The sequence below is a fragment of the Plantactinospora veratri genome (assembly GCF_036421995.1).
Lineage (GTDB): Bacteria > Actinomycetota > Actinomycetes > Mycobacteriales > Micromonosporaceae > Plantactinospora > Plantactinospora veratri.
The window spans coordinates 66,681-89,634 of record NZ_JAZGQL010000014.1; the positions used below are offsets into that span (position 1 = coordinate 66,681).

A 22,954-nucleotide genomic window follows, 5' to 3' on the forward strand; every position below is an offset into this window, starting at 1 on the left:
GCGCCTCGCCTTCTCTGCTCAGGCGGTGCGCCGGATGCGTCCGGCGTACCGCGCCTCTAGCTCGCTGTTGCGCTCCCGGCCGCCCGGTACGTTCGCGGACAGGTAGACCGGTGGCCGGGTACCGGCGTCGAGCAGCCGGGCGACGACCTCGGCGACGACCTGTTGGGCGAGCAACGCGCCGGTGATCGAGGAGATCGCCCCGACGGCACCGCCGTCGGGCAGGGGCAGGGCGGCGTCGCCGTACGGCGCCCCGTTGTCGAGTACGACGTCGGCGAGGTCGGCGAGCCGCTGCCCCGACGGGTGGCCCGGGGTGACCCGGGCGGTGTGGTCGAGGGAGGTGATCCCGATCAGCGGGTGGCCGTGCTCCTTGACCAGCAGGGCGAACTCGACGATCACCCCGTTGACGCCGGAGTTGGAGGTGAGCACGAAGACGTCGTCGGGCTTGACCGGGGCCAGTTCGTAGAGCCGGTGCGCCACGGTCGGGTCGCGTTCCAGTAGCGGATCCTCGAGTATCGACCGGTCGGCGCCGCCGTAGAGCACCAGGTCCCGCAGGGCGATCCGATTGCTCGGGACCAGTCCGCCGGCCCGCCCGGCGATCTCCATCGAGAGCGCCTCGGAGTGCCCGCAGCCGAACGCCTGCACCACGCCGCCCCGGTCCAGCGCGGCGGTGATCAGGTCGGCGGCCCGGCGTACGCCCTCGGTCTGGGTCCGGGCGACCCGGTCGATCGCGGCGGTGACGGCGGTGAGGTAGGCGGGTGCGCCGATCTCGTTGGTCATTGGCCCTCCGTAACTTTGAGCTGTCGCCGTGCCGCCCGTGGCGACTCGTCCGGCACCCGGTGCGCGTCGACGGCCCGGGCGGTCACCTCGAACGCCTCGGTGGTGCGCTGGTAGGTCCGCTGGGCCACGGCGACGTAGATCAGGTCGAGCACCAGCAGTTGGGAGTGGAGCGCGGAGAGCGCCGCCAGCCGGAACGTCGTCTCCTGCACGGCGGTGGTCAGCACCACGTCGGCGACCTCGGCCAGCGGCGAGCGCCGGAACGAGGTGACCGCGACGGTCAGCGCGCCGTGGTCGGCCGCCTCGGCCAGCACCTCGATCACCTCCCGGGTACGCCCGCTGTGTGACAGCCCGATCGCCACGTCGCCGGGGTCGAGCAGCGCGGCGTTGGTCAGCGCGGTGTGCGGGTCGGCCCGGTGCCAGACCGGGATCCGGATCCGTTCCAGCCGGAACGCCATCTCCCGGGCGGCGTTGCCGGAGCTGCCCAGCCCGAACAGGTCGACCCGGTTGGCCCGCGCGACGGCCTCGGCGACCCGGTCGACGGCGGAGAGGTCGACCTGTCCGGCGGTGTCCTGGATCGCCCGGGCGTCCGCGCTGGCCACCACCCCGAGCAGGTGGTCGAGCGGGTCGTCCGGCCCGATCTCCCGGTCGATGTCGGTGTCCCAGCGCGCCTGGGCGGCTCGGCCGATCTCGGTGGCGACGGCCACCCGGAGCTGGGCGTAGCCCCGGTAGCCGAAGACCCGGCAGAACCGGGTCACGGTCGCGGTGGAGGTGCCGGCGCGCTCGGCCAGGTCGATGATCGTGGCCCGGGCGGTCTCCTCCGGTGCGATCAGGATCTGCTCGGCGACCCGCTGTAGGGCGACCGGCAGCGTGGCCAGCTCGGTGCGCAGCCGGCCCAGCAGCCCGCTCTCCTCCATCAACATTCCTTTCACGACTTCCGGGTGATGAAAAAAGTTATGACCGTCGAGCCGGTCGAGTCAATAGGTTTGACATTTTCTATCGGTACGCCGCACCATCGGCAGCGTGACCGATGCGCTCGTGCTCGGCGTCGACTGCGGCGGCACCGCCACCCGGGCGGTGCTGGCCACAGTGCACGGCCGGATCGTCGGGCGCGGCCGGGCCAGCGCCGGCAACCCGGTCGCCGCCGACCCGGCCGTCACCGCCGCCGCGCTCGGCGAGGCCGCCGGGGCGGCGCTGCGCGGACACTCCCCGCACCGGGTGGTCGGCGCCGTGGTCGGACTCGCCGGAGTGTCCCGGCTCGCCGAGCCGGAGGTCTCCGCCCGGTACGCCGCGCAGTGGGCACGGCTCGGGCTGACCTGCCCGATGCGTACGGCCGGCGACGCCGTGGTGGCGTTCGCGGCCGGCACGGCGGCGGAGCGCGGGACGGTGCTGATCGCCGGCACCGGCGCGGTCGCCGCCGAGGTGCACGACGACACGGTCGGCCGGACCGCGGACGGCCTCGGCTGGCTGCTCGGCGACGAGGGCTCGGGGTTCTGGCTCGGCCTGGCCGCGGCGCGGTCGACGGCCCGGGCACTCTACCGGGCCCCGCCGGCCGGTCCGCTGGCCCGCACCGTGGCCGGCGAACTCGGCAGCACCGATCCGGACGCCTTCGTGACCCGGGTCTACCAGCTCGGCCGCGACCGGCTCGCCGGGCTCGCCCCGCTGGTCAGCACGGCGGCCCGGGAGGGTGACCCGGACGCGACGGCCATCCTGGAGACCGCCGCCGAGCGGCTCGCCGGCACGCTCCTGTCGCTGCATCCGCTGCCGGGCCCGGTGGTGCTGGCCGGCGGTGTCCTCGCCGGGGTACCGGAGATCCGCGCCGCCGTGCAGCAGCGGCTCACCGCCCGACTGGGCCAGCCCGGTGTGCCGGCCGGCGACCCGGCCGCCGGCGCCGCCTGGGTCGCCCTCCGTCTCCTCGGGTACGCCGACCCGGCGCTGCACGGCCGGCTCCTGGCCACCCCGCCCGGCACCGCCGGTCCGGGGTGGACGGACAACCTACAGTCCCACTGACGGAGGTGCCAGGAAGTCATGGTGACCTCCTGGCACCCCGCCCGTTCGATCCCTCGGCACTACCTGGGGGTGAACTCCACCCAGTTGAGGTTCACCAGCCCGGTGGTCGGGCCACCGGTGACCGGCTGGAAGACCAGGTAGAGCCGGTGGCCGCCGGCCGGCTGGTCGACCGCCACGGTCTGGCTGGACCAGTCGTTGTTGCCGGTCGTGGCGTTCAGCGTGGCCGTACCGACCAGCGGGCCGGTCGGCGAGTCGAGCCGCAGCTCGACGGTGGCCCGAGGCGTACCGGCGGTGGTCGCCGAGCCACCGGAGACCCGGAAGGTGACCGCGCTGGCATCACCCAGGTTGATCGGGTCGAACGCGATCGCGTCACCCGCGTCGATCCCGTTGACGTGCTGGCCACCACCGGCGTCGCTGGTGTTGGCGACCGTCACGTTCTGCTTCACCTGGGCGAACTCGGCCTGCTGCCGGGGCGTCTGGATCACGACCTGGTTCACCGTGGTCAGCGCCGGCTGGCCGCCACCGCCGAGATCGGTGTAGGAGGCGCTGATCCCGCCGTACAGGTAGCCGCCGGCGTGGTCGGCACCGTCGGCCGGGGAGAGCAACGTACCTGTGCAGCCGGTGGTCGAGCCGTGCTCGTGGCCGTGGGTGTCGTGCCCGAGTACGAAGCTGACCGTCACCCGGGAACAGTCGATGGTGCCGTCCTCCGGGTCGGTGACCGTCACCGTGTACGGCACCGGGTCACCCCAGTTGAAGAAGGAACCCGGGATGGGGCTGGTCACCGTCACCGTCGGGGCGGTGTTGCCGACCGTGATGGTCCGGGTCAGCACTCCGGTCCTGCCGCTGGAGTCGGTCACCGTCAACCGCGCCGTGTACGTCCCGTTCGCGGTGTAGGTGAACGACGTGGTCGGGTCGGCCGAGTCGACCGTACCGTCGCTGGTGAAGTCCCAGGCGTAGGAGATCGACTCCCCCGGGTCGGGGTCGTGCGAGCCGACCGCCGAGAAGTTCACCGTCAGCGGTGCCTGCCCGGAGGTCGGGCTCGCGTTCAGCACCGCGACCGGCGACCGCTTGCCCTTGACGTAGCGGATCACCGAGAGCTGGGCGTCCGGGTTGGCGGTGAAGAAGCCGTCGCCGTACTCCAGCAGATAGAGGCTGCCGTCCGGGCCGAACTCCATCTCCATCGGGTTGTCGAAGACGAAACCGGGCAGCAGTTGCTCGACGCCGGCCAGGTTGCCCCTGCCGTCGGTCCGCATCATGAAGATCTTGTCCCGGGTGAACTCGCCGAAGACCACGGCGTTGTCGTAGTACTCCGGGAACTTCGTCTCCGAGGTCGACTCCGGGTCGTAGTTGTAGATCGGTCCGCCGTGCGGGCCGACCCCGCCGGTCCCGATCACCGGCCACTTGAAGTCGCAGCCGCGCGGCGGCGTCTCCAGGTACGTCCCGGGGCACGGGGTACGCGCCTCGTAGGTGTACCAGAACTGCGGGTCCTGCACCGGCGGCAGCACCGTCCGGCCGGTGTTCCGGGGCGAGTCGTTGACCGGGGCACCGCAGTTGAACGGCTTCCCGGAGGTGCGGGTGGCGAAGTCGTAGTCGACGTACGGCAGGGCCGGCGAGTAGCAGTACGGCCAGCCGTAGTTGCCGGCCTTGTCGGTGGCGAACCACCGACCGGTCCCCTCCGGTCCCCGCGCCGGGTTGGCGGTCCGGCTGTCCGGCGAGTAGTCGCCGACGTAGACCCGGCCGGAGGCGTCGACGTCGAACCGGAACGGGTTGCGCAGCCCCATCAGGAAGATCTCCGGACGGGTTCTGTCGTCGTGGTCCTGCGCCTCCGGGAAGAGGTTGCCGGCCGGGATCGTGTAGGTGCCGTTCGGCCGTACCCTGATCCGGAGCAGCTTGCCGCGCAGGTCGTTGGTGTTGCCGGCGGAGCGCTGGGCGTCGTAGCCCGGGCCCTGGGTCGGCGACTCGTTGATCGGGGCGAAGCCGTCCGAGCCGCCGGCGTTGGTGTCGTCGCCGGTGATCAGATAGAGGTTGCCCCTGCCGTCGAACTTCACCTTGCCGGCGACGTGGCAGCAGATGCCCCGGTCCACGTCGACCCGCAGGATCTGCTGCTCGGTGCTCATGTCCAGGTGCGGGTTCTCGCCGTCGACGAACTTGACCCGGGAGAGCTGGTTGTAGCCCTTGAACTTGTCCCAGACCGTCGGGTCGGTGCTGGTGGCCGGCGCGTCACCCTCGTTGACCCCCGGGGTGGCCGGGTTGTCGACCGGGGTGGAAAGCGGCGGCGAGTAGTAGAGGTAGACCCACTTGTTGGTGGCGAAGTCGGGGTCGATCGAGACGGTCTGCAGGCCGTCCTCGTCGTGGCTGTAGACCGGGATCGTGTTGATCACCGGGCTGGCGCCGCTGGCCGGGTCGTAGAGCCGGACCTGACCGCCCCGGGTGTTGTGCAGCACCCGGCCGTCCGGCAGCACGGCGAGCGACATCGGCTCGCCCGGCTCGTCGTTGAGGGTGACCTTCTCGTAGTTGCCGGTCACGGTCGCCCCGCAGTCGCCCTCGACCACGCCGGCCGCCCACCGGATGCCGCCGAGCAGGTGCCGGGTGAACGGCTTCGAGCGATAGGTTTCGATGGAGTGGCCGAGTCCGGTGTACCAGGAGCGCCCGCCCTGGTAGTCCTTGCACCAGGCGATCGGGTGGTCGAACCCCATCGCGCCGTCGGCGAAGCTGCGCTCGTCGGCGGTGGCCAGCACGTGCGAGACGCCCCGGACGTTGGCGGAGAAGTTGTACCACTCCTCGGTCAGGGTCAGCGTGCGCGGCACCGTCTCGGTGGAGGGGTGCGCCCGGTCGGCGACGTCGACGTTGCCCGGCTCGACCGGGGATGCGCCGGTGGCCTTCGCCCCGAGCAGGCTCTGGTAGAAGGCCCAGTCCGGCTCGGTCTCGGCCGCCGCGTGTACCCCGGCGAACCCGCCGCCGGCCCGGACGTACTTCTCGAACGCCGCCTCCTGGGTGGCGTTCAGGATGTCGCCGGTGGTGTTGAGGAAGACCACCGCCCGGTACGTGCCGAGGTTCTGCTCGGTGAACGCGGCCGCGTCCTGGGTGACGGTGACCCGGAACCCGTGTTCCCGGCCGAGGTCACGGATCGCCCGCACACCGTCCGGAATGGACGCCCGCCGCGCCCCCGCCGTCTTGGTGAAGACCAGTACGCCGTAGTCGCGTGGCGCCCGGGCGTCCGAGCGGAGCGCCACCGGACCGTTCTCCTCGGCCACCAGTTGCTCGGCGGGTACGCCGCCGGAACCCGGGCCCGGGTCCGGTACGGCCACCGCCGGGGCCTGGGCCGTCAACGGGACGATCGTCGCGGTTGCCGCCAGTACGGTCAGCCAGCGCCGCATCCTTGTCGTCATCTCTCCTCCGTCTGCACGCCGTAGGGGGTTACGGGAGGTGGGCGGTCACCGGCGGTAGATGGTCAGCTCCGACATGTTCGTGTAGCTGAGCGCCGCGAAGTCGAGCGACTGGCCGGGGTTGGCCGCGCCGCCGGGTGCGGTGTCCTGCTCCCAGTTGGCGTGCCGGAAGTCCGGGTCGCCGATGGTCTGGAAGAACTGCTGGAAGTTGATGTCGCCCTCGCCGAGCGGGGTCATCTCGTAGCCGTTGGCCAGTGCGGCGTTCCGGTTGCCGTCCTTGGCGTGGAAGAGCGGGAACCGCCTGCTCTGCGAGACCACGTTGAGGATCGGGTCGAAGAGGTCGGTCTTTTCCCGGCCCCACCGGTCGACGTACTTCTGGTGCTTGAAGCGGGCGACGTAGGCCCAGTAGATGTCCAGCTCGAAGAAGACGTACCTCGGGTCGGTCTTCCGGAAGAAGTACTCCAGCCGGCGGGTGCCGGAGGAGCGGGTCGGCTTGCCGTTCGCGTCCAGCGGCCCGGCGTCGAGCAGAAAGGAGTACGCGGTGTCGTGGTTGTGGGTGTAGAGCCGCAGCCCGCGCCGACGGGCCTGCCGGCCCAGCTCGTTCCAGACGTCCGCCGCCGCGTCCCAGTCCGAGGTGTACGCCGAGTTCGTCGGGTCGCTGCCGGTGCCGATGTTCCGCATGCCGAGCGTCTCGGCGATGTCCATCTGCTGTTCGAAGGTGGCCGGGTTGATCGAGGTGTGGGTGCCGTTGGCGACCAGCCCGTTGTCGTCGAGGATCTTGCGGATCTCGGCCGGGGTGATCTGCCGGCCCAGGATCTCCGGGCTCTGGGTGTAGCCGGCGAACTCGACCTCTTCGTAGCCGAGTTCGGCGATCCGGGCCAGCACCCGCTCGAAGCCGTACGGCACACCGCTGTCGTCCGGTGCCGCGGAGATCCGGTCCCGGACGCTGTAGAGGATGATGCCCCGGTTGCGGCTCGGGATCAGCGGCTCGGCCCGCAGTTGCCCGTGCGCGACGGCGGGGGTCTCGGTCCGGACCACGTTGGCGCCGACCGCGCTGAGCGCGGCGGCGGCGCCCGCCGAGGCGGCCAGGATGCTCCGCCGGGTGAGCCGACGACGTTCGGCCGGGTCCATCGGTTCGCGCTGCGTCTTCCCCATGTCCTGCACCTTCCCGATTGGATCGATTCAAGGGCTCCTCGTTGGACAGCCCGGATGCTCCGGTGAGTGCCCTCGCGAAGAGGTCGAGGAGTACGGGCGCGCTCACGTGCCACTCGCGGCGCGCGGAACGTACGTCGCGGCCGTGGCGGGCCGGACGCGAGATATGACGATCAGCGGTCGTCTCTGTTACGAATAGACACACGCTAGAGGCTGTGCCGCCAGAAGAAAAGAGTAGAGCTCGGCAACTTTGGTCGCGATCTACAAAAGTTCGCCGTGCCCGACGGAAAGTTTCGTCAGAAGTAGGTGCGCAGCAGGTCCACGATGGTCTGGTCGTCGTCGACCACCGGCAGCACCCGCCACTTGTCGAAGGCGGTGCACGGGTGGGAGATGCCGAAGCAGACCAGGTCACCGGGGTGCAGCTCGACGCCGGGCGGCACCGCGAGATAGCCGTGGTGGTCGTTGAGCCGGCTCACCGTCATCCCGGTGACCGCGTGCTCCTCGCCGGAGCGGTGCCGGATCCGCAGCGGCACCGGCAGGCCCTCGTCGTACGGGGCGTCCCGCTTGCCCATCCCGACGATCGCCAGCCCCGGCTCCGGAGTGGAGGTGACCTGCGCCCAGAGCTCCAGTGCGGCGTCGAGCCGCCCCTGGCCCGGCATCCGCCGGAACGGCGTGTGCTCGGCGTAGAAGCCGTGGTCGTGGGTGACGTAGGCGCCGCTGCGCAGCACCACCCGCAGGTCGTGACCGGTCAGCCAGGCACCGCCGAGTTCCTCGGCGACCAGATCGAACCAGGCACTGCCACCGGCGCTGACCACCACCTCCGGGCCGACCAGCCCACGGCGGGCCAGCTCGGTCGCCGCCGCCCGGAGCCGCCGCAGGTACGCCGACACCGCAGCGCCGTCCGGCAATCCGCCCTCGTAACCGGCGACGCCGTCGAGGCGTACCCGCCGGGTCGCGCCGAGCGCCTCGGCGACCTCGACCACCTGCTCGACGGTGCGGCAGCCGGTCCGCCCGCCGGGGAAGCCGAGTTCGACCAGCACCCGCAGCGGCGTACCGGCCGGCTGGTCGGCGAGGGCCGCGCGGATCGCCTCGACCCCGGCGAGCGAGTCCACGAGGAAGAGTGCCTCGAAACCCCGGTCGACCTCCCGGGCCAGCCAGCGCAGCGGCGCCGGGTCGAGCAGTTCGTTGGCGAGCAGCACCCGGGGTACCCCGAGGGCCCGGCAGGCGAGCGCCTGGTTGGCGGTGGCCACCGTGATCGCCCAGGCACCGGCGGACAACTGGGCGTCGAGCAGCGACGGGGCCATGGTGGTCTTGCCGTGCGGCGCGAACGAGAAGCCGTACCGGGCGCAGAACCCGGCCATCGTGGCGATGTTGTGCGCGACGGCGGAACGCCGGACCGCGAGTACCGGCCAGGTGACGGCGCCGCCGAAGAGCGAGTGCCCGGCGGCGCCGAACGCCGCGTCCGGGACCGGCTCGTCGGGCTGCCAGAACCCCCTGGCGCGCCAGTCGAGCGCGGGGTCGTCGAGTTGGTGGCGCACGGCTCTCCCCGGACAGGTTCGGATGTGGCTCGCTGTCGGCTGCCCAGCCTGCCCGAAGCGAACCTTCTTCGTCAACGACTTGACGAGGAGGGCCGGCAGGGCGAGGCTATCCGCGCCACCGTTAACGGACCATTTTCGAACCTGGGGAGCCGGATGGTGATCGGTCTCGTCATCCACGCCAGCCACCGCGCCGTCTTCGAGGACGCCGCGCGCACGCTGGCCGGGGTGACGCTGGAGTGGGTCGTCTACGAGCACGAGGACGACGTCCGGAGACTCGTCGACGGCCTGCTCGCCCGGCAACGCGTCGACGGCCTGCTGCTCGGCCCGGTCCCGTACGCGAAGTGCCGGGACCTGCTCCCGGCGGACCTGCCGGTGGCGATCCTGCGCTCGGCCGGGCTGGACCTGTCGCTGGCGCTGTTCAAGGCGCTGTCCCGGGGCTGGCGGCCCACCCCGGTGAGCATCGACACCTACGACGTCCAGACCGTCGACGAGGTGGCCCGGGCCCTGGAACTGGACCGGACGCAGATCAACTGCCTGCCGTACGACCCGGAGCAGAGCGTGGCCGAGATCGTCGCGTTCCACCGGGCGGCGCTGGCCCGGACCGGCGCCGACTACGTGATCAGCCTGCGTACGGCGGTCGCCGCCCAGCTACCGGAGAGCACCCGGGTCCTCGGCGGCCTGCCCGGGCCGGCCACCCTGCGGGCCCAGCTCCACGAGCTGGCCCTCCAGATCCAGTCCAAGCAGGCCAGTGCGCTGCGCTTCGCCGCCGGCATCTTCCTGGTCGGTCGGGCCGGGCCGCAGTTCGACCTGGACCGGGCCCGGGTGGGACTGATGAACCTGCTGCTCAACACGCCGGAGTTCGGCGACGCCTGGATCGAGAACCGGGGCCGGCGCGGTGTGGTGGTCTTCGCCCACCAGGCGCTCTTCGAACAGGCGACCAACAGCTGGGTGTCGCTGCCCGCGCTCGGCCAGGCGCAGGAGACCCTCGGCATCCGGGTGGCGGCCGGGTTCGGGGTGGGTGCCTCGGCCCGGAGCTGCCTGCACCTGGCCGAACGGGCGGTCGCCCGTGCCGAGCAGGAGGAGTCGCCGAGCGCGTACCTGGTCGAGGACGGTGGCGTCATCATCGGCCCGATGAGCCCGGCCGGGGCCGCGCTCGCCTTCACCTACCGGGAACACGGCGCCGAACTCGAACGGCTCGCCGGTGAGGTGGGGCTGAGCGCCGCGACGCTGTCCCGGCTCGCGGCGATCGAACGGTCGCTGGAGGGTCGGGCCATCTCCCCCGCCGACCTGGCCCAGCAGCTCGGCATCACCGACCCGAGCGGTCGGCGGCTGATCCGCAAGCTGAGCGACTCGGGACTGGTCGAGGTGGAGGGCAGCACCCAGGTACACCGCAAGGGTCGCCCGGCCCGGCTCTACCGGCTGCGCATCGGCGCCGCCGGTGAGGCAGGGCCGGCGGCCACCCCGACCGAGGCGGTCCGGTGACCGGGCCCGCCGTCGAGCCCACCGTCGAGCCCGGACGGGAACGCTGGGACCTGCTCTTCACCGGCGCGGAGCTGCTCGACCCGGGTACCGGCCGGACGGGGCGGCACGACGTCGCCGTACGGGACGGCCGGATCGCGGCGGTCGCACCCGTACTGCCCCGGGACCGGGCCGCCGAGCGGGTGGAGCTGCCCGGCAGGCTGGTCACGCCCGGCCTGGTCGACCTGCACACGCACGTGCACGCCGGCGCGACCTACTGGGGCATCGACCCCGACCCGGTGGCCTGGCGCTCCGGCGTGACCACCTGGGTGGACGCGGGCTCCGCCGGGGCGTACGGGTTTGCGGCCTTCGCCGCCGCCTCGGCCCGGTACACCGTCCGGGTGCCCGCACTGCTGAACATCTCGGCGGTGGGGCTGGTCGCCCCGGTCGGCGAGTCCCGGGAACTGGCCAACTGCGACGTCGAGCTGGCGGTGGCGACCGTACGGGCGCACCGGGAGCGCATCGTCGGGATCAAGGTACGGATGGACCGGCACAACGTCGGCACGCACGGCCTGGCCCCGTTGCGCCGGGCGGTCGAGGCGGCGCAGGAGTGCGGGCTGCCGGTGATGGTGCACATCGGCGCCGCACCGCCGACGGTGGCGCAGATGCTGCCGCTGCTGCGCCCCGGTGACCTGATCACGCACTGCGCCAGCGGCATCGCGGCCGGACCGGACGGCTTCGACCCGGCGGCGAAGGAGGCGTACCAGGCGGGGGTGCGCTTCGACCTCGGGCACGGCTCCGGCGGTTTCGCCTTCGACGTACTCGAGGCGCAGTTGGCGGCCGGGATGCCGCCGCACGCCGTCTCCACCGACCTGCACAGCCGGTCGCTGCACGGACCGGTCTTCGACCTGCCGACCACGATGGCCAAGATGCTGGCGGTCGGGATGAGCCTGCCCCAGGTGGTGGCGGCGGCGACCGTCGGACCGGCCCGGGCGCTCGGCCTGGCGGACGGGGTCGGCACGCTCGCGGTCGGCGCCCCGGCCGATCTCGCGGTCTTCTCGACCGAACCCGGCCGGCACGAGCTGGTCGACGTGCACGGGCAGCGCCGGTACGCACCGCTGCGGCTGGTCAACGAGCTGACCTACCGGGCGGGCCGGCTGCTGCCGCCCCGGCAGCCCGAACCCGTGCCGCCGTGGATTCCGCTCACCGAGGCGCAGCGGGCAGCGCTGGCCGACCGGGACCGGGCGGTACGCCGACTTCTCACTCCACCCCTGGTGGGTCCGGACGGGCTCGCCGAACAGTTTCCCCGACACGGAGGTTGACCCATGCCCAAGCAGATCGTCGTGGCCGACCAGGCGGCGCCGCCCGGCGGGCCGTACTCGCACGCGGTGCTCGCCGGGGACTTCGCGTACCTCTCCGGGGCCTGCCCGGTGCGTCCGGACGGTGCCTGGGTGCAGGGCGACTTCGCCGAGCAGGCCCGGGCGGCGTTCAGCAACCTGGCGAAGGTGGCCGAGGCGGCCGGCGGTGACCTCGACCGGGCGGTACGGGTCGGTGTCTACCTGCGCGACTTCGCCGACTTCCCGGCGATGAACGAGATCTACCGGGAGTTCTTCGGCACCGAGAACCTGCCGGCCCGGACCACCCTGCCGGTGGCGCTGGAGGGCTTCGACATCGAGATCGACGCGGTGCTCTACCTGGGCGACTGAGCCGTCCCGGGCAGTGCCGTCCGGCCGGGCCGGACGGCGGTTCCGCGCTGTCCTCGCAGCGGCTCTGAGCAGGGAAATTGTTACTTGACGGGTAGCCGGCGGAACCCCAGCCTGGATGACATCCATATCGACCTAATTACGAACCTAGCTCGTTATTCGAGGAGGAAGCCCGTGCGGAAACTCCTGGCAATTCCCGCGCTGCTCGCGCTGGCGCTCGGCGCCGGCGCCTGCGCGCCCTCCACCGACGCGCCCACCGACAGCACCGACAGCCGGACCGGCACCCTGCGGGTCTGGCTCTTCGACGAGGCCAACCGGGCCGCCAAGGAGGCGGTGGTCAACGAGGCGATCGCCGAGTTCACCGCCAAGAACGCCGACGTGAAGGTCGACGTCAGCTACCTGGCCACCGACACCCGGGCCGAGAAGTACAAGGGCGCGCTGAACGACCCGGCGAGCGCGCCGGACGTCACCGAGGTCGGCAACACCGACCTGGCCAACTTCGTCGCCTCGGGCGGGATGGCCGACGTCACCGAGGAGAACAAGAAGTGGGCCGAGGCGGCCGACCTGCCGGCCGACCTGGTCCAGACGGTGACCGTGGCCGACAAGGCGTACGGGGTGCCGTGGTGGATCGGCGTCCGTGCCCTCTACTACCGCACCGACGTCTTCACCGAACTCGGGCTCAAGCCACCGACCTCGTACGCCGAACTGGTCACCGCCGCCAAGACGATCCGGGCCGAACGCAAGGACATGCTCGGGATCGCCGTCGGCGGGCTCTACACCTTCGGCGCGCTGCCGTTCGTCTGGGACGCCGGGGGCGACATCGCGACCAACTCCGGTGGGAAGTACACCGCGGCCATCGACTCGCCCGGGTCGAAGGCCGGGATCAAGGCGTACACCGACCTGTTCAGCCCGGAGATCTGCCCGGCGCAGCAGTGCGTCGACCTGACCGGCGGCGGCACCGTCGAGGCGTTCGCGGCCGGCCGGGCCGGGATGGGCATCCTGGGCAACTTCAACCGTTCGGCGGTCGAGGCCGGTGCGGTGAAGGGGAAGTACGCGGTGGTGCCGCTGCCCGGCGCCAAGCCCGGCTCGATCGCGCCGGCCTTCGCCGGCGGCAGCAGCCTCGGGGTGTTCCGCTCCACCACGCACCGCAGCCTGGCCGTCGAGTTCATGCAACTGCTGGCGAGCAAGAAGTACACCCTCAAGCTCTACGACGCGATGGGCTTCGTGCCGGCGATGAGGTCCGGCCGGACCGAGGTGATCGCCAAGGAGCCGTTCCTGAAGCCGTTCGTCGAGACGATGGAGGCGGGCACGAGGTTCGTCCCGGTCGACAAGGCGTGGACCACCATCGACGCCGAGAAGATCCTGCCGAACATGCTGCAAAAGGTGATCACCGGGCGGGCCACCGTCGACGCCGCGGCCGCCGAGGCGAACACCCAGATCACCGCGGCGTTCGGGAAGTAGCCAGCGGTGCCCTCCTCCGCAACGATCCGCCGGCAGCAGCGGCTGATGCCGCTCTGGCTGCTGCTGCCGGCGCTCGCCGTGCTGGTGCCGATGTTCGGGTACCCGCTCTACCAGCTCGGCCTGCTCTCCCTCTTCGACTACGGGCAGCCGCAGGTCTCCGGCGGCGAGCCGGCCCGGTTCGTGGGGGCGGGGAACTTCCGTACCCTCTTCGGCGATCCGGCGTTCTGGACCGTGCTCGGTCAGACGGTGGTCTTCGCCGCCGGCTGCGTGGTGGTGACCCTCGCCCTGGGTGCCGCGCTGGCGGTGCTGATGACCCGGATCGGCGCTCTGGCCCGGACCCTGCTGTCGTACGCCGCGCTCACCGCCTGGGCGGCGCCGGCGATGACCGGCTCGGTGGTCTGGATCTTCCTCTTCGACAGCAACCTCGGACTGGTCAACGAGGTGCTGGGGCTGGACGGCTACAACTGGCTCTACGACCGGACCGTGGCCTTCGCCCTGGTCGGCGCGGTGGTGGTCTGGCACTCCTTCCCGTTCGTGATGATCACCCTGTACGCGGGGATCCAGGCCGTCCCGCCGTCGGTGCTGGAGGCGGCGGCGCTGGACGGTGCGGGTGCGGCCACGGTGTTCCGCCGGATCACGGTGCCGATGCTGCGGCCGCTGATCGCGATCGTGGTGATCCAGTCGATCATCTGGGACTTCAAGGTCTTCACCCAGATCTACGTGATGACCCGGGGCGGCGGCATCGCCGGCCAGAACATGGTGCTCAACGTGTACGCGTACCAGAAGGCCTTCGCCTCGTCCCAGTACGGCCTCGGCTCGGCGATCGGCATCGTGATGACCCTGATCCTGCTGGCGGTCACCCTCTTCTACCTGCGCGCGCTGCGCCGCACCGGGGAGGTGCTCTAGTTGCGTCGTCGTGTCGCGGACGTCATCGCCATCCTGGTCGCGCTGGTCACGGTCTTTCCGATCTACTGGATGGTGCTGTCGGCGCTGAAGCCGACCGGCGAGATCCTCTCGGCCGACCCGCGCCCGTGGACGCTGCACCCGACGCTGGACCACTTCCGCTCGGCGCTCGGGGTGAGCGGCTTCGGCCGGTACTTCCTGAACAGCCTGGTCGTGGCGCTGGCCGTGGTCGCGCTGAGCGCGCTGGTCGCCTTCCTGGCCGCGGTGGCGCTGACCCGCTACCGGTTCCGGACCCGCAGCACCGTCCTGGTGATGTTCCTGATCGCCCAGATGGTGCCGGTCGAGGCGCTGAGCATCCCGCTCTTCTTCCAGATCCGCGACCTCGGCCGGACCGTGCCCGGAGTCGGGCTGAACACCCTCGGCTCGCTGGTACTGGTGCAGTTGGCGTTCAGCCTGCCGTTCGCGATCTGGATGCTGCGCGGCTTCGTCGCGGCGGTGCCGCCCGAGGTCGAGGAGGCGGCCACCATGGACGGTGCCTCCCGGTTCACCATCCTGTGGCGGATCCTCTTCCCGCTGATCGCGCCCGGTCTCGCCGCCACCAGCGTCTTCTCCTTCATCACCGCCTGGAACGACTTCCTCTTCGCCAAGACCTTCATCATCAGCGCCACCGAGAACCAGACGCTCCCGGCCGCGCTGCTGGTCTTCTTCAAGCCGGACGAGAACGACTGGGGCGGCATCATGGCCGCCTCCACCCTGATGACCGTTCCGGTACTGGTCTTCTTCGTCTTCGTCCGGCGCCGGCTGGTCTCCGGGCTCGGTGGGGCGGTGAAGGACTGATGCCGCTGCCCCGTCCGCTCACCACCCGCGCGGGGTCCGGGAGCTTCGTCCTCGGCCCGGCGACGACGCTGCGCGCCGACGCCGGCTGCGCCGGGGTGGCCCGGCTGTTCCGGGAGACCCTCTCCCGCTCCACCGGCCTGCCCCTGCCGGACCCCTCCCCCGGTGACGGCGCTCGCAACGGGGGTGGCGCCGTCACCGGGGGAGGCAGCATCGCGCTCGCCGTCGACCCGGCGCTGCCCGCCGAGGGCTACCACCTGCGGGTACGCCCCGACGGCATCACGATCACCGGTGGCGCGCCGGCCGGCGTCTTCTACGGCACCCAGACGCTGCTCCAGTTGCTGCCGCCGGCCGTGCACCGCCGGGCGCGGGTCTCGGCCGGTCCGTGGCCGGTGCCGGCCGTCGACATCACCGACGCGCCCCGGTTCGGTTGGCGCGGCTGCATGCTCGACGTGGCCCGGCACTTCATGCCGGTCGCCGGGGTGCTGCGCTTCGTCGACCTGCTCGCCGCGCACAAGCTGAACGTGCTGCACCTGCACCTCACCGACGACCAGGGCTGGCGGGTGCAGATCCGGCGCTACCCCCGGTTGACCGAGGTGGGCGCCTGGCGGCCCGAGTCGATGGTCGGCTCCCGCCAGCACGAGCGCTTCGACGGCCGACCGCACGGCGGCTACTACAGCCAGGACGACCTCCGGGAGATCGTCGGGTACGCGGCGGAGCGCTTCGTCACCGTGGTACCCGAGATCGACCTGCCCGGGCACACCCAGGCGGCGATCGCCGCGTACCCGGAACTCGGCAACGACCCCGGCGAACCGGTGGCGGTCTCGACCCGGTGGGGAGTCTCCCGGCGGGTGCTGAACGTCTCCGACGGGACCCTCGACTTCGTCCGGCACGTGCTGGACGAGGTGCTGGAGCTGTTTCCGAGCCGGCACGTCGGGATCGGCGGCGACGAGTGCGACAAGTCCGAGTGGCGGGCCAGCCCGGCCGCCCAGCGGCGCCGACACGAGCTGGGGCTGCGCGACGAGGACGAGTTGCAGAGCTGGTTCGTCCGGCAGCTCCAGCGGCATCTGGCGGCCCGCGGCCGGGTGCTGTTCGGCTGGGACGAGGTGCTGGAGGGCGGGCTGCCCGGCGAGGCGACGGTGGCGGCCTGGCGCGGGCCGGCGCTGGCCGTCGCGGCGGCCCGGGCCGGGCACGACGTCGTCTCCTGCTGGGACACCTCCGCCTACCTGGACTACCGGCAGTCGGACCGGCCGGAGGAGCCGATCCCGGTCGGCACCGTACTCACCGTCGCGGACGTCCGGGCCTTCGAACCGGTACCCGCCGAACTGCCGGCCGAGCTGCGGCACCGGATCGTCGGCGCCCAGTGCAACCTCTGGACCGAGCACGCCGACAACCCACGTACCGTCGACTTCCTGGCCTTTCCCCGGCTCTCCGCGTTCGCCGAGGCGGTCTGGTCGCCGCCGGACTCTGCCGAGGGCTTCGGCGACCGGCTGCGGGAGCACCTGCCCCGGCTGGACGCGCTCGGTGTCGAGTATCGCCCGCCGGCCGGGCCGCTGCCGTGGCAACGCCGGCCGGACGCGGCGGGCTGGCCGCGCCAGCGGGCCGACCGGGACGCCGAACTCGCCAAGCTCACCGGTAACGTGCTGCGACCCCCCCGGGGCCGAACCCGGTTCCGACGCTGGGCCGACTCCGCCCGATCCCGGCTGTCCGGTCGCTTCGTCGAGTTCATGATCCGGGGCAGCGCCTCGACTGTCCTATCTGGAACAATGCTCGCCGGATCCGGCGCCCTGGCGTACCAGCAGAGAGGCTGACCCCCGTGTCGATACCGCAAGCCGTGGACAGTACACACCCGGAGCCGACGCCGAGGAGAAGTTCCCGACGCTCGATGATCCGTGGCGGCGGCCTCGCCATGGCGGGTCTGGCGGGCGTGACCGGTGCCGGCATGTTCGACCCGGAGCCCGCGTCGGCCGCCGTTGTCGGACCGTGGGAGTACGTCGCTCCGGGCGGCTCCATCCAGGCGGCGATCAGCGCGGGTGCCACGGCAGTCCAGCTCGGCGCCGGTAGGTACACCATCGCCGCGCCGATCGTGCCGACCCGGGGCTGCACCATCCGTGGCGTGGGCCGGCTCACCGAGATCGTCGCCCAGTCGTCGGTGACCGCGATGATCGAGATCGGTCAGGGCCGCGCCACCGACGGCGTCTACGTCGGCGACCTGGTGCTGGACTGCCAGCAGCGGGCCACGACCGGCATCGACGTGCACATCGTCGGCACCGAGGGCAACTACAAGGGCGAACCGGACTCGATGTGTCGCCTGGACAACATCTGGATCTACAACCCGGTCCAGGACGGTGTGGCCTACCGGGGTACGGACACCCAGGCCACGGTGACGAGCCGGCTCCGGGTACGCGGCGCGGGCCAGTACGGGTTCATGATCGACGCACCGGACAACTGGTGGCACGCCTGCGAGGCGACCACTCGTGACTCCACCGGGGCGAACGCCGGCTTCTACGTCGGCGCCAACGCCGCCAACAACTTCTTCCAGGTGTGCAAGTCCTGGTACACCCGGGGCTACGGTTGGCACATCAGGGCCAACCGGAACAAGTTCGTCGGCTGCGAGTCCCAGGACACCAGGCTGCACGGCTGGTACGTCGAGTGGGACCGGAACACCTTCGTCGGCTGTGTCGCCGACACCGCCGCCATGTACGACGTGCAGGGCACCGCCAACACCGCTGACGGTTTCTACGTCGCCGACGGCGCCGCCACCTCGATGGTCGGCTGCCAGGCGTTCGACCGCAGGCCCGGTGGCCGCGTCGCACAACAGCGTTACGGCTTCAACGTCCCCGCCACCATGGTCAGCGGCGGACGACTCGTCGCGGCAACCGGCTGGGACAACACCGGAGGACTGATCCGGCAACGGTAGCGCGACGGACCCGGTGGCAGGCAGCGGGCAGACAGCCCCGGGACGACGGCGGGCCGCACGGGCCACTGTGGCACGCGCGGCCCCGTGACCGGGCCCGGGACCTCCGGTCCGCTATGCCGCCATCGCCGCGCCGGTCCGGGCGGTACCGCCTGACTGTCGCGCCGTCACCAGGTGCCGGGCGTACGCCTCGGTGGTGAAGAAGGCCGGCAACTCCTCGCCGAGGGCGACCCGCACGAAGATCTCCGCCGCCCGGGTCGACCGGTCCCGCTCCGCCACCGACCGTTCGGCGTTCAGCCGCGTCACCTCCTCGACCAGGATCGACCGGACGAGTTCCTCGGTGACCCGGCCGCCCTCGGCCAGCGGCGTCGCGTGGTGCAGCCACTGCCACACCTGGCAGCGGGCGATCTCGGCGGTGGCCGCGTCCTCCATCAGGTCGAAGATGGCCGCCGCGCCGGTGCCGCCGAGCCAGGCGTCGAAGTAGCGCAGCGCCACCGCCACGTTGCCGCGCAGTCCCGCACCGGTCACCCGGCCCGCCGTCCGGTCGACGGAGAGCAGGTCGTCCGCGCCGACGGCGACCTCGGGACGGCGCCGGTCGAGCTGGTGCGGCCGGTCGCCGAGCACCGCGTCGAAGGCGTCCCGGCAGATCGGGACGAGGCCGGGGTGGGCCACCCAGGAGCCGTCGAACCCGTCGGCGGCCTCGCGCTCCTTGTCGGCCCGGACCTTGCCGAGGGCGACCGCGTTGACCTCCGGGTCACGGCTCGGGATGAAGGCGGCCATCCCGCCGATCGCGTGCGCGCCGCGCCGGTGACAGGTCCGGACCAGCAGTTCGGTGTACGCCCGCATGAACGGCACCGTCATCGTCACGTCGCCCCGGTCCGGGAGTACGAAGTCGTCCCGCCAGCCGAAGTTCTTGACGATGCTGAAGATGTAGTCCCATCGTCCGGCGTTCAGCCCCGCGCAGTGCTCGCGGAGTTCGTACAGGATCTCGTCCATCTCGAACGCTGCGGTGATGGTCTCGATCAGCACGGTGGCCCGGATGGTGCCCTGCGGGATGCCGAGCCAGTTCTGCGCGAACCGGAAGACGTCGTTCCAGAGCCGCGCCTCGCGGTGGCTCTCCAGCTTCGGCAGGTAGAAGTACGGGCCACTGCCCGCGTCGAGCTGCCGCCCGGCGCAGTGGAAGAGGTAGAGCCCGAAGTCGACCAGGCTGGCCGAGATCGCCCGCCCGTCGACCACGATGTGCTTCTCCACCAGGTGCCAGCCGCGCGGCCGGACGACGATGGTGGCGAGGTCGTCGCCGAGGGCGTAGCGCTTGCCGCCGGGCGCGGTGAAGTCGATCCGCCGGTCGATCGCGTCGACCAGGTTGAGCTGGCCGCCGATCACGTTGTCCCAGGTCGGCGCGAGCGCGTCCTCGAAGTCCGCCAGCCACACCCTGGCGCCGGAGTTGAGTGCGTTGACCGTCATCTTCCGGTCGGTCGGGCCGGTGATCTCGACCCGCCGGTCGTGTAGGCCCGGTGCCGGCGGCGCCACCCGCCAACTCGGGTCGGCCCGGATCGCCTCGGTCTCGGGCAGGAAGCCGGGGAGCTGGCCCTCGGCGTAGCGGGCCCGGCGGGCCCGGCGGGTGTCCAGCAGGGCCACCCGGCGGGCCGCGAACTCGCTGTCGAGCGCGACCAGGAAGTCCAGCGCCTTGGGGCTGAGGATCTCCTCGTAGCGCTCCCGCATCGGGCCGTGCACCACGATTCTCATGCCGGCACTGAGTTGGTTGATTCGCTCGCTCATGCGAACTGCTCCTCCTCGGTCGAACCGCGCAGCGCGGTGGTCTCGGCGGCCGGGTTCAGCACCGTACCGACCAGGTCGAAGTAGCCGGTGCCGACCTCGCGCTGGTGCTTGACCGCCGTGTAGCCGTACGCCTCGGCGGCGAACTCCCGCTCCTGCAACGACACGTACGCCGGCATGCCCTCGGCGGCGTAGCCCCGGGCGAGGTCGAACATCGAGTAGTTCAGCGCGTGGAAGCCGGCCAGGGTGATGAACTGGAAGCGGTAGCCCATGTGCCCGAGTTCCCGCTGGAACTTGGCGATGGTGGCGTCGTCGAGGTGCTTGCGCCAGTTGAACGACGGCGAGCAGTTGTAGGCCAGGAGTTGGTCCGGGTACACGGCCCTGATCTCCTCGGCGAACCGGCGGGCCAGTTCCAGGTCCGGGGTGCTGGTCTCCATCCAGAGCAGGTCGGCGTAGGGGGCGTAGGCGAGTCCCCGGGCCACGCAGGCGTCGAATCCGTTGCGGACCCGGTAGAAGCCCTCGGCGGTCCGCTCGCCGGTGACGAACGGGCGGTCCCGCTCGTCGACGTCGGTGGTGAGCAGCGTCGCCGCCTGTGCGTCGGTACGCGCGATGATCACCGAGGGGACGCCGGCCACGTCGGCGGCGAGCCGGGCGGCGTTGAGGGTACGGATGTGCTGCCCGGTCGGCACCAGCACCTTGCCGCCGAGGTGCCCGCACTTCTTCTCCGAGGCGAGCTGGTCCTCCCAGTGCACCCCGGCCGCGCCGGCAACGATCATCGCGGTCATCAGCTCGTACGCGTTCAGCGGCCCGCCGAACCCGGCCTCCGCGTCGGCGACGATCGGGGCGAGCCAGTCGATCCCGCCGTCGTCGCCCCCGGTACGGCGGCCCTCGGCGGTCTCGATCTGGCCGGCGCGCAGCAGCGCGTTGTTGATCCGGCGCACCACCGCCGGGACCGAGTTGGCCGGGTAGAGGCTCTGGTCCGGATAGGTGTGCCCGGAAAGGTTGGCGTCGGCGGCGACCTGCCAGCCGGAGAGGTAGATCGACTTGAGCCCGGCCCGGACCATCTGCACCGCCTGGTTGCCGGTGAGCGCGCCGAGCGCCGGCACGAAGTCCTCCCGGTGCAGCAGTTCCCACAGCCGCCGGGCTCCCCGGTCGGCGAGGGTGTGCTGCTCCTGGAGTACGCCGCGCAGCCGGACGACCTCCTCCGGCTGATAGGCCCGCTCGACGCCCCGCCAACGCGGGTCGGTGGCCCATTCGGTACGCATCCGCTCTGCCGGCGTGCTCATGGAAGTCTCCTCCGGGGTTGGGTCTACGGTCGGCAACTCGCCGTCGATCAGGACCTGGCGAAACTGTGACACGCACTCCGCCGACGGGTCGAGACACGGAAACAGCCAACTATTGAAAAGTCGGATCGCCATTCTGCGAAGTTGCGAATGCCCTCTTTACAGTTGTGTTAATGTGACGGGATCCGGGCGGAGGGAGGCGCCGTGGCCAAGACGTTCGCGGGTGCGCGGCTGCGCCGGTTGCGCGAGGAGCACGGCATCAACCAGATCGAACTGGCCCGGCAGCTCGCCATCTCGCCCAGCTATCTCAACCAGATCGAGCACGACTCCCGCCCGCTCACCGTCCCGGTGCTGATCCGGATCACCGAGGTCTTCGGCGTCGACACCGCCTACTTCGCGCCGCACGACACGCCGCGGCTGGTCGCCGAGCTGCGCGAGGCGCTGCCGACCCGGGCCAGCCTGCCCGACCTCACCGAACTCGCCGGCAAGCTGCCCGAGGTGGCCGAGGCGGTGATCGACCTCTACCGGCGCTACCGGCAGGTCGACGACCAGCTCGCCGAGGTGCTCGGCGACCGCGAGCTGGTGCCCGGCCGGAACCCGCACGACCAGGTCAGCGACTTCTTCTACCGGCGCCAGAACTACGTCCCGGAGCTGGACGAGGCGGCCGAGGCGCTGGCGGCGCAGATCGGGATCCGCCGGGGCGAGACCCGGGCCGCACTGAGCGACCGGCTGGCCAACCGGCACGGCGTCCGGACAGTCCGCCAGGACCCCGACTCGCTCGCCGGCGACCTGCACCGCTACCGGCCGGAGACCCGGACCCTGCACCTGTCGACGTCGCTGCGCTCGGGCCAGCGAGCTATCCGGATGGGCGCCCAGATCGCACTACTCGAATTCGCCGACGTCATCGACGAAATCATCGAGGAGGAAAACGTCGCCGACCTTCAGACGCAGATCCTCATGCGGGTCGGATTGGCGAACTATTTCGCGGCCGCGCTCGTTCTGCCGTACCGGGAGTTCCTCACCGCGGCCGAGACGATGCGCTACGACATCGAACTACTGACCGACCACTTCGCGATGGGCTGGGAGAGCGTCTGCCACCGGCTGAGCACGCTGCAACGCCCCAGGGCGCGCGGGGTGCCGTTCTCGTTCGTCCGGGTGGACCGGGCGGGCAACATGTCCAAGCGCCAGTCGGCGACCGGCTTCCCGTTCTCCCGCTCGGGCGGTACGTGTCCACTCTGGAACGTTTACGAGGCGTTCGGCGCGCCGGGCCGGGTGATGACCCAGGTGGCGGCGATGCCCGACGGTCAGCGCTACCTCTGGATCGCCCGTACGGTCACCCGGCACCACGGCGGGTACGGCCAGCCCGGCAAGACCTTCGCGATCGGGCTGGGCTGCGAGACCCGGCACGCCGGCCGGCTCGTCTACTCGGCCGGGATGGACCTGCACGCCACCGAGGCGGCCACTCCGATCGGGCCGGGTTGCCGCACCTGCGAGCGGATGACCTGCCCGCAGCGTGCCGCGCAGCCCATCGGTCGGGAACTCGACCTCGACGAGAACCGCAGCACCTTCATCCCGTACCCGTTGCGGGAGCGGGACAGCTAGTCCACAGGAGACACTCAGCGGAGGCCGATAAATCGCTTACAGTGACGGATGAATCGTCTCTGCGTGACAGTACGGCCCGGCTTGCGTCGCATGCTCGACACTAGGTGGACGACCCCGGTGGCACTGCGGACTCTTGGCCCTAAGTCGACTGAGACCG

The 22,954-nt window shown here is 71.5% G+C and carries 17 protein-coding genes; 10 read left to right on the plus strand and 7 right to left on the minus strand.

Features of this window, described 5'->3' with window-relative positions:
- Positions 1-18: 18 nt before the first annotated feature.
- Positions 19-777, minus strand: a complete 759-nt coding sequence (locus tag V1634_RS19085) for an SIS domain-containing protein (protein ID WP_331209226.1) — start codon at positions 775-777, stop codon at positions 19-21.
- Positions 774-1,691, minus strand: a complete 918-nt coding sequence (locus V1634_RS19090; RefSeq protein WP_331209227.1) for a MurR/RpiR family transcriptional regulator — start codon at positions 1,689-1,691, stop codon at positions 774-776. Before V1634_RS19090 ends, V1634_RS19085 begins: the two co-directional genes overlap by 4 nt.
- Positions 1,692-1,797: 106 nt before the next feature.
- Between V1634_RS19090 and V1634_RS19095 the strand changes: the two genes are divergently transcribed.
- The gene (locus V1634_RS19095; RefSeq protein WP_331209228.1) at positions 1,798-2,784 is read left to right on the plus strand and encodes an N-acetylglucosamine kinase; all 987 of its coding nucleotides are present in this window, start codon (positions 1,798-1,800) and stop codon (positions 2,782-2,784) included.
- Between the two features lie 59 nt (positions 2,785-2,843).
- Here V1634_RS19095 and V1634_RS19100 read toward each other — a convergent pair whose 3' ends face one another.
- The 3 genes from V1634_RS19100 to V1634_RS19110 all read right to left on the minus strand — a co-directional run bounded on the left by V1634_RS19100 (position 2,844) and on the right by V1634_RS19110 (position 8,860).
- Complete coding sequence (locus tag V1634_RS19100; RefSeq protein WP_331209229.1) at positions 2,844-6,173, minus strand: ThuA domain-containing protein; 3,330 nt, start codon at positions 6,171-6,173, stop codon at positions 2,844-2,846.
- A 45-nt stretch (positions 6,174-6,218) separates the two neighbouring features.
- A complete protein-coding gene (locus V1634_RS19105; protein ID WP_331209230.1) occupies positions 6,219-7,325 on the minus strand; it encodes a sugar phosphate isomerase/epimerase family protein in 1,107 nt (368 codons plus the stop codon).
- 293 nt (positions 7,326-7,618) lie between these two features.
- Positions 7,619-8,860: an alanine racemase gene (locus tag V1634_RS19110; RefSeq protein WP_331209231.1), complete on the minus strand. Its 1,242-nt coding sequence runs from the start codon at positions 8,858-8,860 to the stop codon at positions 7,619-7,621.
- 153 nt (positions 8,861-9,013) lie between these two features.
- Here V1634_RS19110 and V1634_RS19115 point away from each other — a divergent pair, with 153 nt between their 5' ends.
- The 8 genes from V1634_RS19115 (at position 9,014) to V1634_RS19150 (ending at position 18,139) form a co-directional block, all read left to right on the plus strand.
- Positions 9,014-10,342 (plus strand): helix-turn-helix domain-containing protein, encoded by a 1,329-nt coding sequence (locus V1634_RS19115; RefSeq protein WP_331209232.1) that lies wholly within the window; start codon positions 9,014-9,016, stop codon positions 10,340-10,342.
- Complete coding sequence (locus tag V1634_RS19120; protein ID WP_331209233.1) at positions 10,339-11,640, plus strand: amidohydrolase/deacetylase family metallohydrolase; 1,302 nt, start codon at positions 10,339-10,341, stop codon at positions 11,638-11,640. Before V1634_RS19115 ends, V1634_RS19120 begins: the two co-directional genes overlap by 4 nt.
- A gap of 3 nt (positions 11,641-11,643) precedes the next feature.
- Positions 11,644-12,024, plus strand: a complete 381-nt coding sequence (locus tag V1634_RS19125) for a RidA family protein (protein WP_331209234.1) — start codon at positions 11,644-11,646, stop codon at positions 12,022-12,024.
- Positions 12,025-12,195: 171 nt separating this feature from the next.
- On the plus strand, positions 12,196-13,482 hold the full coding sequence (locus V1634_RS19130; RefSeq protein ID WP_331209235.1) for an extracellular solute-binding protein: 1,287 nt from the start codon (positions 12,196-12,198) through the stop codon (positions 13,480-13,482).
- A 6-nt stretch (positions 13,483-13,488) separates the two neighbouring features.
- The gene (locus tag V1634_RS19135; protein ID WP_331209236.1) at positions 13,489-14,388 is read left to right on the plus strand and encodes a carbohydrate ABC transporter permease; all 900 of its coding nucleotides are present in this window, start codon (positions 13,489-13,491) and stop codon (positions 14,386-14,388) included.
- The gene (locus V1634_RS19140; protein ID WP_331209237.1) at positions 14,389-15,222 is read left to right on the plus strand and encodes a carbohydrate ABC transporter permease; all 834 of its coding nucleotides are present in this window, start codon (positions 14,389-14,391) and stop codon (positions 15,220-15,222) included.
- Positions 15,222-17,030: a beta-N-acetylhexosaminidase gene (locus tag V1634_RS19145; protein WP_331209238.1), complete on the plus strand. Its 1,809-nt coding sequence runs from the start codon at positions 15,222-15,224 to the stop codon at positions 17,028-17,030. Before V1634_RS19140 ends, V1634_RS19145 begins: the two co-directional genes overlap by 1 nt.
- A gap of 23 nt (positions 17,031-17,053) precedes the next feature.
- Positions 17,054-18,139, plus strand: a complete 1,086-nt coding sequence (locus V1634_RS19150) for a hypothetical protein (RefSeq protein WP_331209239.1) — start codon at positions 17,054-17,056, stop codon at positions 18,137-18,139.
- Between the two features lie 111 nt (positions 18,140-18,250).
- Here V1634_RS19150 and aceB read toward each other — a convergent pair whose 3' ends face one another.
- The gene (gene aceB / locus V1634_RS19155; protein ID WP_331209458.1) at positions 18,251-19,882 is read right to left on the minus strand and encodes a malate synthase A; all 1,632 of its coding nucleotides are present in this window, start codon (positions 19,880-19,882) and stop codon (positions 18,251-18,253) included.
- Positions 19,883-19,911: 29 nt separating this feature from the next.
- The gene (gene aceA, locus V1634_RS19160; RefSeq protein WP_331209240.1) at positions 19,912-21,198 is read right to left on the minus strand and encodes an isocitrate lyase; all 1,287 of its coding nucleotides are present in this window, start codon (positions 21,196-21,198) and stop codon (positions 19,912-19,914) included.
- A gap of 201 nt (positions 21,199-21,399) precedes the next feature.
- Between aceA and V1634_RS19165 the strand changes: the two genes are divergently transcribed.
- Positions 21,400-22,797: a short-chain fatty acyl-CoA regulator family protein gene (locus tag V1634_RS19165; protein WP_331209241.1), complete on the plus strand. Its 1,398-nt coding sequence runs from the start codon at positions 21,400-21,402 to the stop codon at positions 22,795-22,797.
- Positions 22,798-22,954: the final 157 nt, after the last annotated feature.

Coding starts and splice junctions, on each gene's coding strand:
- V1634_RS19085 (WP_331209226.1), bottom strand. CDS start 777: ATGACCAACGAGATCGGCGCACCCGCCTACCTCACCGCCGTCACCGCC.
- V1634_RS19090 (WP_331209227.1), bottom strand. CDS start 1,691: ATGGAGGAGAGCGGGCTGCTGGGCCGGCTGCGCACCGAGCTGGCCACG.
- V1634_RS19100 (WP_331209229.1), bottom strand. CDS start 6,173: ATGACGACAAGGATGCGGCGCTGGCTGACCGTACTGGCGGCAACCGCG.
- V1634_RS19105 (WP_331209230.1), bottom strand. CDS start 7,325: ATGGGGAAGACGCAGCGCGAACCGATGGACCCGGCCGAACGTCGTCGG.
- V1634_RS19115 (WP_331209232.1), top strand. CDS start 9,014: ATGGTGATCGGTCTCGTCATCCACGCCAGCCACCGCGCCGTCTTCGAG.
- V1634_RS19125 (WP_331209234.1), top strand. CDS start 11,644: ATGCCCAAGCAGATCGTCGTGGCCGACCAGGCGGCGCCGCCCGGCGGG.
- V1634_RS19145 (WP_331209238.1), top strand. CDS start 15,222: ATGCCGCTGCCCCGTCCGCTCACCACCCGCGCGGGGTCCGGGAGCTTC.
- aceB (WP_331209458.1), bottom strand. CDS start 19,882: ATGAGAATCGTGGTGCACGGCCCGATGCGGGAGCGCTACGAGGAGATC.
- aceA (WP_331209240.1), bottom strand. CDS start 21,198: ATGAGCACGCCGGCAGAGCGGATGCGTACCGAATGGGCCACCGACCCG.